Below are 16,845 nucleotides of genomic sequence, written 5' to 3' on the forward strand. Positions count from 1 at the left end.
TATAGAAAATTATCAACCAAATATTTGTTTTTAAGCACAGTTCATCCCGTTAGAACGGGACTGGAATACACCATTAACAAGCTTTAAATCCATAGTTTAAATTCTTAGCTTAATGACATTACCCGGATTATACAATAGAATTTCATGATGATACTTTGAGATACTATAAATACAATGATTTTCTTAGTTTTAGCATAGCAGTTTACCCTGAGTTTATCGAAGGGCTATGGACAAATTTTAAAATCAAATGTAACGGCTGTATTTGCAGTAGATCAAGAGTATAATAGATTTTCTATTATATAATCCGGGTTTAAGTATTCATAATACCCCTATCGCATACCCGCATCACCCCGGTAAATACTTAAATATAGAAAGTTTGTCTCACTATAAAATACTTCCATGACTTACCAGGGATAAAGTTACTTTTAAACTATAATGCTGGTAACACCATTAATAATAACATCCTTAGCTTCTTTAATATAATTTCTTCCCATAGGAAGCAAATTATTATTTATCTCAATACTATTTTTCTCTATAGCTTCTACTTTATCGATAGCAATAGTATAAGATCTGTGGATTCTTATAAAAAGATGACCGGGTAACAATTTGGTTATTGCCGCAAGATTATAGTGTGTAACATAATCCTTGTACAAAGTTTTTATAATTACATAATCTTTTAAGCTCTCAATATAAAGAATATCATCATAATAGATTTTGATCATTTTTTTGTTCACCTTTATAAAAATATGATCTTCAGGTTCTATTTGATCCTTGGAGATGTTAGAGGAGTTTTTAGAAATATTAAATATTCGGGATACTTTATGCAAGGATTTTACTAATCGTTTTATGCAAATCGGTTTTACCAGGTAATCCAATACACCAAGTTCAAAACCTTCGACAGCGTAATCTTTGCATGAAGAAGTTATAATAATAAATGGAGGGGATGTCTGTAATCCTTTTATAAAGTCTATACCATTAACAATAGGCATTCGAATATCTACAAAAACCAAATCAATAGTGTTTTTTCTAATAAAATTGAACGCATCTACGGCATTATTACAAATAGAAATAATTTCAAAGCCTTCAAAATGATCTAATTGTTTTTTTAAAATAAGGATAGATAAAGGGTCATCATCAACTAGTAAACATTTTATTTTCATTATATAGCAATTTAAGAAGATGGCATGTAAGGATTAAGATTCCTTATATACCATTAATGTGTAGGTTAATTTTTGTTGTCGTTAATGTAACCTTTTTTTTGCTCTTTTATTGCCTTTTTTTTGAAAGACTATTTTCTTTTTTTACTTCCCTATAGAAATAATAGACTATTTGTAAGTGCTTTTTATTACAGTTTCTTGTCCGAAAATCTATAGTTTTAAGTCATTCAGCTAATTAGTTTTATATAAAGACTTATTATATATACTTTCACATTGAAGACTATATCGTTTTCGTAAAATATTAACACAAACCCATTTAAACTTAAGGTAGAAAATTATGAAAAAATTAACTCAAAATTTTGAAGTCTGGTGTTTTCAAAAACCACATTTGAAAACACTGTTACTTTTAACTTTAATGTGCATTTCAAGTATCTCTTTTGCACAGGTAAACACAGGAGGAAAAGCTACGACAGCCGATCATCAAAAACAGATTATAGGGTATATCACCAATTGGGATGCCTGGAAAGACAGTAAGGCGGGAGTGCCTGGAGCAGGAGCTTTGACTCATTTGAATATTGATTACTCAAAATATACCATATTAAATTATTCCTTTTTTGGAGTAGCCAATGATGGTTCCCTACATAGTGGCGATCACAGGAATAAGAAAATTCATGAGCAAGGAGTGACTCAAGCACCTGCAGATTTATTTTATACAGATATTTATAGTAGTTGGGATCTACATCTTTTATTTGGAGAGTTAGAATATGTAAACTATGTAAATGAAGATATAAAAACCCGTGCAGAAGCACAGGGGTTTCAAGTAGAAGTAGGTGCCAGCACCTGGACACACCCGGTTTGGGGATTGAGTGGTGGATTGCCTTTGCCTCTTAAAGTAGAAAACGGAGCGCCGGGATTATTAGAGCTTGCTCATCAAAAAGGAGTAAAAGTAATGGCGTCGATTGGTGGATGGAGTATGTGTAAGCATTTTCCTGAAATGGCAGCCGATCCAGTTAAGAAAGCAAAATTCATAGAAGATTGTAAGAAGTTAATTAATATTGGTTTTGACGGTATCGATTTGGATTGGGAATATCCGGGACCATATTCAGGAATGAATTTTACAGGAACACAGGCAGATTTCGTTAATTTTGAAAATTTGGTAGCAGAAATTCGTGCAGCAATAGGACCGGATAAGTTAATTACCTCTGCAATGTCTGCAGATCCAAGAAAACTAGAAGGATTTAACTGGTCAAAGTTAGCCAGTAATATGGATTACTTTAATATGATGACCTATGACTTTAACGGTGGTTGGTCTAATAAAGCAGGTCATAATGCACCTGTTTATCCATATACAGGAGCTGAAGTTGATTTCTTCAACTGGCAAACTACATTAAATAAATTAGTAGAATTAGGAGTTCCTAAAAAACAAATATGTTTTGGAGCACCATTTTACGGACGAGGAGTTATAACAGAAGGTACTGCTGATCTTAATGCAAAAACAGTAAAAAGAGCAGAAACTGTACAACCCGACGGACCTATACAAACAGCAGCAGATTATACAAACTGGCCAAAAGAAGTATATGATGGAACACCTAACTATTTTTTTATTAAACAAAAAGCATTATCTCCAAACAGTGGATGGACGAGAAAATGGGATGACGAAGCCAAAGTTCCTTATCTGGTAAATGGTAAATATTTTTTAAGTTATGATGATGAAGAGTCTATAGGGGTAAAAGCACAGTTTATTAATGATAATGGATTAGGGGGAACTATAGTTTGGACCGTATACGGAGATCTTGAATTTGGAGGTACAGCTACTTCTTTTGGTAGAAAACTAAAAAGATGGTCAGACGTAAAATCTCCTTTAATAAATAAAATCAATGAGGTATTTGCAAATGGTGGAAGCGGTGGAAATATACCACCAGTAGTTAGTATTACAGCACCGGCAAATAATGCTACTTTTGCAGAGGGAGCTACAATTGCTATTACTGCAAATGCATCAGATCCTGATGTTGATGGAAGTATCATTAAAGTTGAATTTTATAATGGTTCTACAAAATTAGGAGAGGATACCACAAAACCTTATGAATATTCTTGGGCAAATGTTGCAGCAGGAAGCTATAAATTAACAGCAAAAGCTACAGATAATAAAAATGGTTCTACCACTTCAGCAGCAGTTTCTATAACTGTTAAAGGAGACTCTAATATACCACCAGTAGTTAATATTACTGCACCGGCAAACAATGCTACTTTTGAGGCAGGAGCATCAGTTGTTATAACCGCAAACGCATCAGATGAAGATGGTACAATTGCCAAAGTCGAATTTTATAATGGTTCTACAAAATTAGGAGAAGATACCACAAAACCTTATGAATATTCTTGGGCAAATGTTGCTAAAGGAAATTATAAATTAACAGCAAAGGCTACAGATGATAAAGGTGTGGCAACGACTTCTGCAGAAATAGCCATTACTGTAGGAGGTACTGTTGTTGATAACTGTAGTGCTTTCCCAACCTGGTCTGCTACAGAAGTATATACAGGTGGTAAAGATGTAAAATATAACAATGTACATTATAGAGCTAAATGGTGGACACAAAACGAAAACCCTGAAAAAGGCGGAGTATGGGAAAAAATAGGACCTTGTGGTGGAACAGGAGGCGGAGACAGTACTCCTCCAACAGTTAGTATTACTGCACCAGCAAATAATGCTACTTTTACTGAAGGAACTACAGTAACTATCAAAGCAAATGCATCTCCTGGTAAAGACAGAAGTATTGCTAAAGTTGAATTTTACAATGGTACAGCATTATTAGGAGAAGATACTACAGCACCTTACGAATATTCTTGGGCAAATGTAGTGGTAGGAAACTATACAATTACTGCTAAAGCTACAGATAATCAAGCAGCAAGTGCAACTTCTGCAGCAATTACAGTTAAAATCACTAAAAAAGATGGTGGCGGAGACGGAAATGGAAACTGTAATGGAATACCACAGTATGTTGCAGGAACTTCTTATGGGTTAAATGCAGAAGTACAAAACGAAGGAGATAAGTTTAAATGTAATGTTCCGGGATGGTGTTCGTCTAATGCCGCATGGGCTTACGCACCAGGTACAGGAGCTCATTGGCAAGATGCATGGTCAAAAACAGGAAAATGTGGTAGTGGAACAGGAGGAACCTCTCCAAAAGTTTCTATAACTTCTCCTTCAAACGGATCTACATATACAGCAGGAAGCTCGATTGTAATAAATGCAACAGCTACAGATGATGGAACGGTTTCTAAAGTTGAATTTTATAATGGAAGTTCAAAGCTAGGAGAAGATACAACAAGCCCATATTCATACACTATCTCTAACGCACAATCAGCAAGCTATTCTTTAACAGCAGTAGCTACAGATAATGATAACAATCAAACTACTTCTGAAGTTGTTACTGTAAGAAAGAAAGTAGATGGAGGAAACAATAACTTACCAAGTAAAATACTGGTAGGGTACTGGCATAATTTTGATAATGGTTCTACCACACCAAAACTTAGCGAAGTATCCAGAGATTGGGATGTTATTTGTATTGCCTTTGCAGAACCTAAAGGAGGAAGTTCATCAGACATGCAATTTAGCCCTTATGAAATCTACGGAGGAAATACTCAGGCATTTATTGATGATGTTGCAACCGTAAGAAGCAGAGGACAAAAAGTATTGATCTCTATAGGAGGTGCCAATGCAAAAGTAGAATTGACTAATGAAAGTGAAAAGAATGAATTTATTAGTTCTATGACCAATATTATTAATACGTATGGTTTTGATGGATTGGATATAGATTTAGAAGGTAACTCTCTTGCTTTGTCAAGTGGGGATACAGATTTTAGAAATCCAACAACACCAAAAATCAAAAACCTTATTGCAGCAACAAAATCTATCAGAGCAAATGTAGGTGCAGATCGTTTTATCCTAAGTATGGCACCAGAAACTGCTTATGTACAAGGAGCTTATGGAAATTACTCTGGAATTTTTGGAGCATATTTACCAGTAGTTCATGCATTACGTGAAGAAATGAACTATATACATGTACAGCACTATAATACTGGATCTATGAATGGAAGTGATGGAAAAATCTACCAACCTGCAACAGCAGATTTTCATGTGGCAATGGCAGAAATGTTGATTACAGGTTTCCCTGTAGCACAAACAGGACATACATTCCCGGGGCTTAGAGCAGATCAGGTAGCTATAGGTTTACCAGCAAGTACAAAAGCAGCAGGTAGTGGATATACTTCTGAAGCAGTAGTACAACAAGCATTAGATTACCTAATGAAAGGTATTTCATATCCTAATAGAAAATATACAACCAGTGCAACGTATCCTAATTTTAGAGGATTAATGACTTGGTCTATCAATTGGGATTTGGACAGAAACTCTGGATTCTCTTCAAGCCACAGAGCATATTTGGATGGGGTTTCTAGCAGATCAGCATTAGCAGATAACTCTGATAGTGTAGCAAAAGTGTTTCCTAACCCACTTTCTGGAAATGTAATCAATGTTGCATATAATAATACGAATACCGCCTCTAAATCTGCAAGTTCTGATTATTTCAGATTCCAGATATTTAATACTAGCGGAGTAGAAGTTTATAACTTTCAGTCAGACAGTCTTCCAAAAGGAGACAATGCTCAAAGTTTTGATATAGGAGATTTACAATCAGGAATGTATTTCTATACTATTTCGGTTTCTAAAAACAAAACAACTGGTAAGTTTATTAAAAATTAGAGCATATTAAATACGTTAAATTTGATTTTAAAAGGTCGCATATCTTATATATGCGGCCTTTTTTTGTTCCTCTCTGTTAATAGAACCAGAAGTACAGAAAAATATCTTCAGAGTGTCGAGAAATATCCTCGGAGAAACAGGAAATATCCTCGGAGTGTTGAGAAATATTGTCAAGGTGTTGAGAAATATCCTCGTAGAAACAGGAAATATCCTCGGAGTGCTGGTAAACAAAAACGGAGTACTAAGAAATAACATATACATACTATAATAACTTATAGTAAAGCTTTGGATTTTGCCTTTGTGTATATCAATCCTAATAACCTTGAATTTCTATGTAAGAAAACCTTACTTCAGGCTGAGAGTGGTTTTTGATAAAAAATAGTGCTTCGACTGCCTTCTTCAGGACTATCAAAGACAAGTAAACTTTCATTCAAAAGCCTTGCTATCTTCAGCTCGGCCAAAAGGCGGTACAATTTTTTTCATGCCATTTTGAACAAAGCCGGGAGATCACTATAAAAAATCACCCCCTTTGACAGCTTTTTTAAACCAATTCCTTGCACCAAACAGAGATTTAAAAGGTAAGAACCTTTTGTTAAAATGGTATTATACTATTAAAAAAGGCTCTTCTTTACGAAGAACCTTAATTTTGCCGCTGAACTATTTGTTTTTTAACTTAGAGTTCAGCCTCTTTTTGTATATAATATATAGATGTATTATCCTTTAGAACCGTTTTTCATACTTTCTTTTACCAGCCCATAAAACTCATCAAATTTAGGGTCTATTATGATTCTGGTCGAAGTTTCAATACTTTCAGATCCGTATTCACTTTTACCAACAACGTCCATTCTTTTTGGCTCTACTTTGTACTCATTTTGCAATATTCTTACCACTGCTGCTGCTTGTCGGGCACTCAGATCCCAATTATCTACTATAGATTTGTCCTTAAAGTTAAGAGCATTGCTGTTTCCTTCAACAATAATTCTTAAATCTGATTTAGAGTTTAACGCATTAGCTAGTTTTCCTAAAAAACCTTTTGCTTTATCTTCAATAGTAACACTTTTGTCATTGTCTCCAAATAACAGGGTATTAGCTACAGTAATGATTACAGCTCCATTTTTTACAGCAATTTTACCTTCGCCGCCAACCACATTTTTAAAAACAGTTAAAGTAGCTAGTTTAACAGAATCACTTTTGCTTATAGCATCGTTTATGGTATTGATCTGTTTATCTTTTTCCTGAAGGCTTTTTAAAGACGTTTCCAGGTTTTTAGCCTTTTGATTAGATAGTTCTGTAAAACTGCTCATGTTGGTTAAAAGAGACGCGTTGGTTTCTTTTAAATCTTTGACTTGCATTTGCATAGTCTCTACCTGAGTTAGTGTAGCTTTTTCTTTTTTTCTGGAATCGTTAAGCTCACCTTTGGTAGTTGTTAATTCCTGACGTAGTTTATCTATCTCTTCGAGAAGATCCTTTTTTTTCTGCGCATGTATAGATGTAGTAGAAATAAAAAGAACAGAAGCTAATAAAATTATTTTTTTCATCGATTTTTAATATGATTTGTTGCAATTGCTAAAGTAAAACAATTTTATAAATAACAAAGCAACTGTATATTACGACTTTTGTAATAGTTGTCTTGCATTTTCAATACTAGAATTGATATGGTCTTTTAAAGTATTAACTTTATCTTTTTCTTTTTTAAGTAATTCTATTTGTTTGGCTATTTCTTTAGAGTCTTTTATAGCGTCTTTTTTTACAGAAGAAAAGGCATCACTAAAATTACTCATCCAGGTCATCATGTAGTCATGCGCATCTTTAATATCTTGCTGTGCTTTTGCATACGATTGTCCTTGGGCGGTAGTATCTGTTTTAGTTTCTAATTCTTTAATAAGACTACTCATTTCGCTCATTTTGGGCATAACTTCATCATGTACATCAATAATGTTTTGCATTAACAGATCAAATTCTTGTTCCTCTTTGGAGAGTTGGTTACAAGAAATAAACAATAATAAAAGGCAGGCAGATGATAAAAAATATAATTTCATTGTTTTGATATTTTAAAGTTTTTTTATTAATAATTTTTAATAGCTGTACACAATACCAGATAAACCCTAAAACCAGGCTAAAATGCTCGTTTGTTTTCTCTCATTTTTATTATAAAAAACTTTCTGCGGCTATACTTTGGTATAGCTCAGTACAAGTGCTTTATATAAGTTTTACTGTTTCAAATGAAAAAAAAGCAACTTCACTTTATAGCATACTTGTAGAGCTTATTTGTTGTCGGCTCTATTTCAAAGATATTGCTTTTCCTTTTTTTTTTCTTGTAGCAATTTGGTTTCTTTGTAATACTCTCCTATTTTATACATTTTGCGCATTTCTATTAGTATATAAACAAGGCAAAATGAAATTGCTGTAATTAAAATATACATTAACAACATAAGGGCTATATTTGATTAGGTTTGTTTTTTTTAACTAGATATTCAATTCCAATAATAAGCAGGAGGCTTGCTCCAAATAAAGGAAATATCAGGGCAAGAATTATAAGTGCAATAACAACCCCATATCCCACCGTAAAGGATGCAGGAACTATAGGGATTCCCCAATCTCCTTTACGTTTTCTCATTGTGTACGAGAGCAGGGCAGAAACAGACATTGCGGTTAATACAATTGCAGTACACAGCATTAACCACCAGCTCCATGCTCCAAATTCACCTTGATGAAATGCCATAACCCACATTCGCCCCCGCATTAATATTCCTACATCAGACCAGTCATTAGACAGGATTTGTTTGCCAGTATAAGCATCAAAATGAATCTTTTTTTGAGTATATAAATTTGATGGATTAGTATTGGAAACACTAAACACTCCTTCCGGGTCTTTTGGAAAATCAATGGTTACTACCCCGGGAAGTTGAAGAGCTTCGGCTTTGGTTATTATTTGATCTAATGTTAGGGCGTTTCCTGCTACTTGTGACTTCAAATGATGCCCTTGCCAGGTATCCGGATAACCGGTATTTGTGATTTTTTGAAGCTGTTTAAAACTCTCTCCAAAAACATCTGTCCAGGGTAGTCCGCCCGCAAGGATAAGAATCAAAAGCCCCGAAAACCAAAAGCCACTAATAGCATGTATATCCCTAAAAAATATTCTTTTCCCTTCTTTTTTCCTGGGTATAAAAAAACCATTTATTTTCCAGGTCCTAGCAGGCCACCATACATATAATCCGGTAAGGATAAGCACTACCATCCAACTGGCAATAAGTTCTATTATTTTTGTTCCAAACCTGCCGGTTAATAACTCCCCGTGTAGTTTTCGAATTTTAAACATATTGGTGTTTTTTGTAATAATCTCTCCAGAAACTTTGCCGGTATAAGGATTTACAAACAGACTGCTTTTATTTTCAAATCTGCCAGAGATAAACTCGGTAGCTTGATTGTCTGAAACAGGTATTACCATGGCAACAGGTTTTTTGATAGCATTTGCATTGGCAATTTCCCATTGTTTTTGAAAAGATACTTTAGTATCCTGTATAGCTACCTCTTTAATATGTTTTTGTCTGGGGTTTTCATAATCCTCTTTAAAAAGGTACACACCTCCTGATATAGAAAGTATAAGTATGAAAGGAAGGGAAATAAGCCCTGCAATAAAATGCCATTTCCATAGCCATGTGTTTAATTTTTCATTTTTTTTCATGATTCTATAAAATTAGCCTCACAGATAATACGCCTAATCAAGTATGGCAAAAGCCTGCGAGGGGCTGATTACTAAAAATTATATTTTACTCCAAGATGAAAAGCTCTTGGATTACCAATAGTAAAACTGTTTTCTCCTCTAAATGAATTGAAAGAGGCATTTGTGGCATACAATGTGTCAAAAATATTAAGCAGATGTCCCCAAATTTCAAAACCTTTTAGGGCAATAGCAGATCTTAGGTTAAAAACAGAGTACCCCCCATAAGTAGCAGTATCAAAAGTGCCATCTGTATTGTCTATTTGTTTTTCAAAACTGGTATTGTATTTTCCAACCAACTCATGTTCTGCCGTGATACTAAAACCAAAACTGTTTCTAAAATCCTTTTTATAGGCGATCAAAGATGTGCCAATTAAGTTAGGAGCGGTTTCTCTATCGGTATTGGAATAATCTGTTCCTTTATCAAAAAAATCAATATACCGGTGTAGTGCATAGCTGCCGTTATGCGTTATGGATATTTCTTTTATGATATACCAGGTTATCCCGTATTCTATACCATAAGATCTGGTTTTACCGGCATTGGTGCTAAAAAAATTATCATCATTATCTCTCATGGTTATTAACGTATTTTGCCCCTCTAAAAAATAAACAGCAGCATCTGCTTTTAATTTGGATGGTATAGTGAAATATCCCCCAATCTCGTAATTATGGTATCTGCTGGGTTTAATGCCTTGTAATCCGTTTTTATTTTGGTACAAAGTAGATACTTGTGGAGGTGTAAATCCTTGAGAATAATTTGTATATATTCCTGTTTTTGAATTAAAATTATAGTTAAACCCTAGTTTTGGGGCTAGGTTATTAAAATTATCTAAAGAGTCGCCCACTCCTGTAATACCATCACTTTGGTTATCATAATTATATTCAAAACCATCGTAGCGTAATGCTGCAGTAATTTTTAAGGGTTCTATCGGGGATATTTCATATTGAAAAAAACCAGCGTAATTAAATATATCCGCCTTATAATTAAGGATAAAATCGCCATTGTTTATCCTAAAATTTTGATTTCTGCCTGTTTTGAGGTCTACAAAAACATCTATGGTTTCTGCAACATAATCTTGTGGAGAATAATCTGCGGTAGCACCAAATATTAAAGAAGACTTAGCAAAATTAAAATCAAGCTTGTGTTGTAGCAACCCAACGAAACTTTTGAATCGGTTAGAGTTGATTTCTCCAGACCCAAAACCGGTTAATTGCCCTTGTTTTCTATATTGTTTTATTCGATACGATGGGATTTGATCCATTCGGTTATTTCTGAAAAGGATATGAAACGAAGTTTTATTTTGATCGTCCCAATAGGTATCCAGAGTAGTTCTAATTCTAAAATTAACCGCTTCTCTTTGGGTAAAAGTTTGTTCACTTTTATAGTTGCCACTATTAAAATCACGATCACTTAGGGAGCCGGTCATATCAGATCTATAATCGATAAGATCTAATACTGTTGTCCATTTTGTGGAGGGATCAAGGTCATAAACGGTTTTAAAAGTGATTGCCATTTTTTCATAATCACTATGTTCTATAGGTCCGTTAGATCGCTCCGCATAGTGGCTGCCCAAATAAAAACCAAAGTTTTTACTGGTTTGATCTGATACTTCAAAATCATAGCGCTGCAACCCTAAATCATTAACTTGAAAACCAATACTACCACCTAATTTTTTATAAGGATTTTTGGTAATAAAATTAAAACTTCCGCCAATAGCTTCGCTGCCATAAATGCTTGAAGCAGGGCCTTTTAATACTTCAATCCGGGCAAAAGATGTATTGTTCATTTCTAATAAGGCATTATGGTTAAATACCGATGTAGGTCTGATTTGTAATCCATCTTCAAGATATAAGAATAATGCTTTTGTAGATATAGGGGATCGTACTGCCATAAAATGTTGTTCATTACTGGCAGCTCTGGAGGTAGACATAAATACTCCGGGCACTTGATTTACTAATTGGTCTATTCCAAAAGCTTTTGTTTCTTGAATTGTTTTTGCGCTTATAGATGCAACAGATCCCGGTACTTCAGATCGTTTTTGCATTTCTCTGTTGGCAGAGGTAACTATAACTTCTTCTAAGTCCACATTATCTGTGGCCAACCGTATGGTGTTAAACGTGGTTGTTAAAGATAGTTTTTTGGTAATATACCCTAAAAAACTAATAGTTACTTCTGCAGGGTTTTTTAAGCTAATAGTAAAAAAACCATCTTTGTTGCTCATAACCCCATTTGTACTATCCCAAGAAGAAACAATAGTTGCGCCAGACAAAGGGTTGTTGGACTCGTCTATTATTTTTCCTTCATAAGATCCTTGTGCATAACTGTATGTGTCAATACATAGCGCAATAACTAAAATTATTATTTTTTTCATTTGCAGATATTCTATAAGTGCATTGCTTATACTATTTCAAAGTTAAAATGGTATTATACCAGTTACGCTTTTAATTTACTGTTTAAAAAAAGGAACTATTTTTTTGTTTATACGAAGAAAAAAAAATAAACACAGCACTTGTACAGAGTTAAACTGAAGTATTGTTACGGTTCATTTTTATTCTGAAGTAGAAATAAAAAAGAGTATTTTTATTATGATAAATTCAAAGTATAAAAGGTGTTATTTATTAATGCACCCTATCATTCGTTATTATTATTTACAAAGTGTATTGTAGCCCCGGATTTGGGGATTCTTTATTTTTTTAACTGAACGCTATATGCTGAAACAAAGGATACTATAACTTTGGTATCTTGCCGAAGGTTTTTTGGACTTCTTTAAAAAAGCAAACAGATTACAGCCAGTACCTGCGTTTGCATACGTCGTTCCAGAATTAGCAGTGACTACCATATATTAGTAGTAGGATTCCATTTTATAAGCTATCACGTCCTTTTGATATATTAAGGACAAAAGGGTATTGAAATACTTTTAAATTTACGTTTTCAAATATTTTTATAAACGCTGCTACAAGTATGTCAAACTATACGCTGCCAAAGGATAGAATTAACTAATGGTATTGCCAGTTCAGATAAAAAGATATGTAAGTGGTTAGGAGTTTTTATACTGGGGGGGGTGATCAATGTCTTTAGAAATTATTTGCGATAGGAGGTGTTTTAATTGCCAGTTTTTAGTGGTTTCTGTTACCAAGGGTTGGTTGTTCTCTATCTTTAGATTATTTTCTTGAAAAAAAAGAGGGATAAATGCTTCTGTTATTACAACAGAATTAGGGATATTAGACGAAGACTGTGTTTTAGCCTTCATTTGGTTCATTAAATAACATTTTCCATTACAATTAAGATTGGGACGCTCTTTATTGACACAATATTTTTCTACAATAGTATCGATATTAAGTTGATAGTATAACACTGTACTAATTTGCATTGCCGGGCGTATTGCAAAAGAGATAAATAGTAGTATAGAGAAGGATACTCTCATCGGGGTGTTTACTAAGTTTTGTACAAAAATACGAATAAGAATTATTTTGTTTAATAAATGCATACAATATTTGATGCTATAACGGTAATAAAACACTATAAATTCTACTTAAACCATTTTCATAAGAATTGATAGTTTGCAAAAGTTGTTTTAAATCCCGTGAGGATTTTGTGGTTTCTTGTATGCTGTTTCTTTTACTGGTATAATAAAGTGTTTGGTTTTGAGTGTTATAAAACGGGCAATAATCCATCTTGTCAGAGTTTATTTTGTTGCCTAAGTTTTTTGCTAGAGACCAATTTCCTTGGTTGTCTTTATAAGATATATACAGGTCACCACTACCTAATCCGTCTTTTCGCTTATACGCCCCAAAAATTAAAAAAGACTCATCTGGTGCTATATAAGAATTATATTCATATCCATCAGAGTTGATAGCCGTACTTAAAGATTGAGGATCCGTATATTGGTTGTTATTAAATTCACTTACAAAAATATCATCTTTACCTTTGGTTTTGGTAGCTGTAGTACTGGTAAAATACAGGTTGCCGTTTTTTGCTACAGATGGATAAAACTCATCATCACCTGTATTTATTGGACTCCCTATATTTTTTGGAGCAGACCAATCGGTAGTAGTACCAGATCTTTCTATATACCATATATCATAATCTTTTATTATAGTATCGGTATCTTTAAGAGGTCTGTTAGAAACAAAAAATAATTTTAATCCATCGGGAGAAAACATTGCTTCAAGATCTCTGAATTGGCCAGAAAAAGGAGCGACTTTTGGTGCAGACCACGCTCCGTTGTTTTTTACCACTTTTACTATAGTAGAAAGTTCTTCAAAGTGCCCTTGTACAGTAAAATATGCTTCATCTTGTACAGGTGATATTGTAAAATCCCTAACCATAGGAAATTGCTTAATAATATCCTGTAGTACAGGTTCTGCTTTAGTTTTTTCCTGACTGTAATTTGATAACGTTATAAATAACAACAAGAATGGAGTAATTTTTTTCATAACAGTTTAATAGATAACAACCGAAATGTAGATATTATTATTCAAATGAAATATTAATGTTTTGATAAAAGGTACGGTTGATGGATTTTTATAACCACATTTTGTTTCAAATAGACAACTATTATGAATTTAGAATTTGTTTTTTATTGAACCTGATGATTTTATCTTCTTCTTGTTATATTTTAAATCAAAAAGTTAATATAACAGCAGGTACATTGCAGCATAAATATAAGGGTTATGTACTATAACATATTTTTACCAAACATTTTACTCATTTTACTTTATTTGTGGTAGTAAACAAAGGTAAAGCAACTTTATATTTTACGACCAGTAATCGAATTATAATGATTAACAAAGCAGTAGAGATATAAGTAATATTTTGGTCTATATTGTATGAATACAGGATCATAAAACAAATCCCGCCAGCTATAGATGCTGTAGCATATATTTCTTTTCTGAAGAGAACAGGGATTTCATTACACAAAATATCGCGTATAACCCCTCCAAAACACCCGGTTGTGGCTCCCAATGCAACCGAAACAATAGGTTTTAACCCGGCATTTATTCCGGTTTCTACTCCTATAATAGTAAATACCCCTAAGCCAATAGTATCAAATAAGAAAATGGAACCTTTAAGATAATCCAGTTTGTTTCTAAAAATAACAGAAAATATAGTAACCCCACCTATTAAGTATATAGTGGTTGTGTTTTGCATCCAGGAAACCGGGGTATTGCCAATAAGAATATCCCGAATAGTACCTCCGCCAATAGAAGTAACAAATGCAATGATAAAAATACCGAAAAGATCCAATTTTCGGTTCATTGCACTTAGCGAACCCGATATTACAAAAGCAATGGTTCCCAGAATATCTAAGATATTAAAAATGTTCATTTTATTTATTTTGAGGTTTAACCCGGATTATCCGGGTTAAATGTAACATATCTAATTTGATTTTGAAATATTCAAACATTGTGTTCTGTATGTAAAGAAAAAATAAATATTTTTTAAGAAGTAATTAATTGCCCGAACTTATTCACAAACTCAAATTACTATTCACAAATCCTTTTCTTGTTCTGAAATCTTAACTATTACTTTTAGTAAATAATACATTAATATACACTAAAAATGAAAGAAAAATTACTTATTCTAGGCCTGTTTTTTATGGTTATAAATAGTTATGGTCAAACTTTCCATTTTCCTGACACTAATTTTAAAAATCATTGGATATATTATTCTCCTTTAAATGATGTAATTGTATATCCAAACTCATCAAATAACTTTGTTAATATTCGATCTGAAGAAAAAGTAAAGAAGCTCACTTTGTATACATTCGTTGGAGAAAATGTAGTAGGGAAACAGAATACTAATGAATTAAATATTTCAGAAATAAAGAGAGGGGTATATTGGCTTGTGATAGAGGCAAAAAGTAAAATAATAAGAAAAAAGATCTTAAAAAAACAACATATTTCGTAACCTGTCTAAATTGTATATTATCATGAAAAACTACTTACACATATTGGTTTTAATACTCAGCCTTTCTTTTTTTAACCAGCTCTGTGCACAAGATCAAATGGTTCATTTATTAGAACCTTCACGAGACGGAAAAAAACAACAAATTTTACAAATTGGAGAAAACAATGGTGTAAAATTATTAGCTATGGCCTCTTGTAAACAATGTATGCCAGCGGTATACACCTATAATCCAGATGCAAGTAAAGCATCAGGAAAATCAATTTATGGTACTTCGGGTATTTATGTGATTCCTTATGATGAAAACAGTTATGTATCTGTAGCTCCAAAAACACCGGCAGTAGCTATAGGAGAAGGGATTTGGGAGACTTTTTTATATGCTAACTTTTTTAGTGCAGATAAAGCCAAGATTGCTGGTATGAATAAAAAGAAAGTAGAAGATTGGGCGATAGACTTTTCAAAACAGATTATGACAGGAGGGGTTGGTGCACAGGCTGTTAATGTAGAAAGTAATCTTTATTATCCAGCAGCAAAAGAATTACATAATGGAGAGTCATTTAATTCTGTTACTATAGATATTATAAAAGGAAAAGAGATACATCTTAATTTTCCTAATGGGCATGGTGAACGCTATAGTTTTATGGCAGAATTGAGTAAAGTTTTAGAAATCGATGTTTATGATGTTGGAGGCAATAGACGAGAGTATATGTTTGTAGAAAGTCCGCTATCGATTATTTGGGCAAAATATAGTTCGGGAAATGATTTGGGAAAATCTACATGGGGAACTTATGAGACCTTTAACTATTTTCATAAAGATCAAAAAGTAATACGAAATTTACTGGTAAGTAAAGAAACTCAAAATAAAATAGAAGCAAAATTGACAGAATGGTCATTAAAAGCCAAAGAATATACAGAAAAAACCTATGCAGCCAAAGAAGCAGAAGGTATAAAAAACAGAAGATTGCCAGCAAAAGGATTTAGTAGTTCTGAATTAGAAAAACAAGCTACACTGGCAGCAAAATCCTGGGCAAGCCAATATCGTTGGGAAGAAACGATTACCAAAGCCTATTTTACAGGTAATGATTGGAGTATTTATAGAAATACACTAACAGGGGTACAGCTGGGCAGACGAATTTCTGGTGTTATTGTCATGAAACGCAAGGATGGTAAATGTAGTTTTCATGTAGCTACGTTTGCGCAACAATACAATGGTAGTAGTTATCAAAAGGTTTTTACAGAAGGTATTGTTCCGGGTCAGAATATTTTAGAATGCAAGTATGTTAACTAAATCACATAAGAT

11 protein-coding genes are annotated in these 16,845 nt (G+C 33.4%); 3 read left to right on the top strand and 8 right to left on the bottom strand.

From position 1 onward, the window contains the following. Window positions 1–425 precede the first annotated feature (425 nt). Window positions 426–1,160 (bottom strand): LytR/AlgR family response regulator transcription factor, encoded by a 735-nt coding sequence (locus ACZIYX_RS09845; RefSeq protein WP_462682057.1) that lies wholly within the window; start codon window positions 1,158–1,160, stop codon window positions 426–428. 334 nt (window positions 1,161–1,494) lie between these two features. Between ACZIYX_RS09845 and ACZIYX_RS09850 the strand changes: the two genes are divergently transcribed. Beyond that, a complete protein-coding gene (locus tag ACZIYX_RS09850; protein WP_462682058.1) occupies window positions 1,495–5,916 on the top strand; it encodes an Ig-like domain-containing protein in 4,422 nt (1,473 codons plus the stop codon). A 713-nt stretch (window positions 5,917–6,629) separates the two neighbouring features. On the opposite strand, the gene ACZIYX_RS09855 is transcribed toward ACZIYX_RS09850, so the two are convergent. The 7 genes from ACZIYX_RS09855 to ACZIYX_RS09885 all read right to left on the bottom strand — a co-directional run bounded on the left by ACZIYX_RS09855 (window position 6,630) and on the right by ACZIYX_RS09885 (window position 14,966). Next, complete coding sequence (locus ACZIYX_RS09855; protein ID WP_462682059.1) at window positions 6,630–7,454, bottom strand: OmpA/MotB family protein; 825 nt, start codon at window positions 7,452–7,454, stop codon at window positions 6,630–6,632. A 69-nt stretch (window positions 7,455–7,523) separates the two neighbouring features. Continuing rightward, window positions 7,524–7,955, bottom strand: coding sequence for a hypothetical protein (locus ACZIYX_RS09860; protein ID WP_462682060.1), 432 nt, complete (start codon window positions 7,953–7,955; stop codon window positions 7,524–7,526). Window positions 7,956–8,353: 398 nt separating this feature from the next. Continuing rightward, entirely contained in the window at window positions 8,354–9,601 is a 1,248-nt protein-coding gene (locus ACZIYX_RS09865; protein WP_462682061.1) for a PepSY-associated TM helix domain-containing protein, read from the bottom strand. 71 nt (window positions 9,602–9,672) lie between these two features. Then, a complete protein-coding gene (locus ACZIYX_RS09870) occupies window positions 9,673–12,009 on the bottom strand; it encodes a TonB-dependent receptor domain-containing protein (RefSeq protein ID WP_462682062.1) in 2,337 nt (778 codons plus the stop codon). Between the two features lie 666 nt (window positions 12,010–12,675). Next, complete coding sequence (locus tag ACZIYX_RS09875; protein WP_462682063.1) at window positions 12,676–13,062, bottom strand: hypothetical protein; 387 nt, start codon at window positions 13,060–13,062, stop codon at window positions 12,676–12,678. Between the two features lie 76 nt (window positions 13,063–13,138). After that, window positions 13,139–14,074 carry a TolB-like translocation protein gene (locus ACZIYX_RS09880; RefSeq protein ID WP_462682064.1) on the bottom strand — a complete coding sequence of 312 codons (936 nt, stop codon included), beginning with the start codon at window positions 14,072–14,074 and terminating at the stop codon, window positions 13,139–13,141. A 271-nt stretch (window positions 14,075–14,345) separates the two neighbouring features. Then, window positions 14,346–14,966, bottom strand: a complete 621-nt coding sequence (locus ACZIYX_RS09885; protein ID WP_462682065.1) for a trimeric intracellular cation channel family protein — start codon at window positions 14,964–14,966, stop codon at window positions 14,346–14,348. 234 nt (window positions 14,967–15,200) lie between these two features. Here ACZIYX_RS09885 and ACZIYX_RS09890 point away from each other — a divergent pair, with 234 nt between their 5' ends. Together ACZIYX_RS09890 and ACZIYX_RS09895 are read left to right on the top strand one after the other, a co-directional pair. Next, entirely contained in the window at window positions 15,201–15,548 is a 348-nt protein-coding gene (locus tag ACZIYX_RS09890) for a T9SS type A sorting domain-containing protein (protein WP_462682066.1), read from the top strand. A 22-nt stretch (window positions 15,549–15,570) separates the two neighbouring features. Continuing rightward, on the top strand, window positions 15,571–16,833 hold the full coding sequence (locus tag ACZIYX_RS09895) for a hypothetical protein (protein ID WP_462682067.1): 1,263 nt from the start codon (window positions 15,571–15,573) through the stop codon (window positions 16,831–16,833). The last annotated feature ends 12 nt before the right edge of the window (window positions 16,834–16,845 follow it).

It is taken from the genome of Aquimarina sp. (assembly GCF_977115655.1).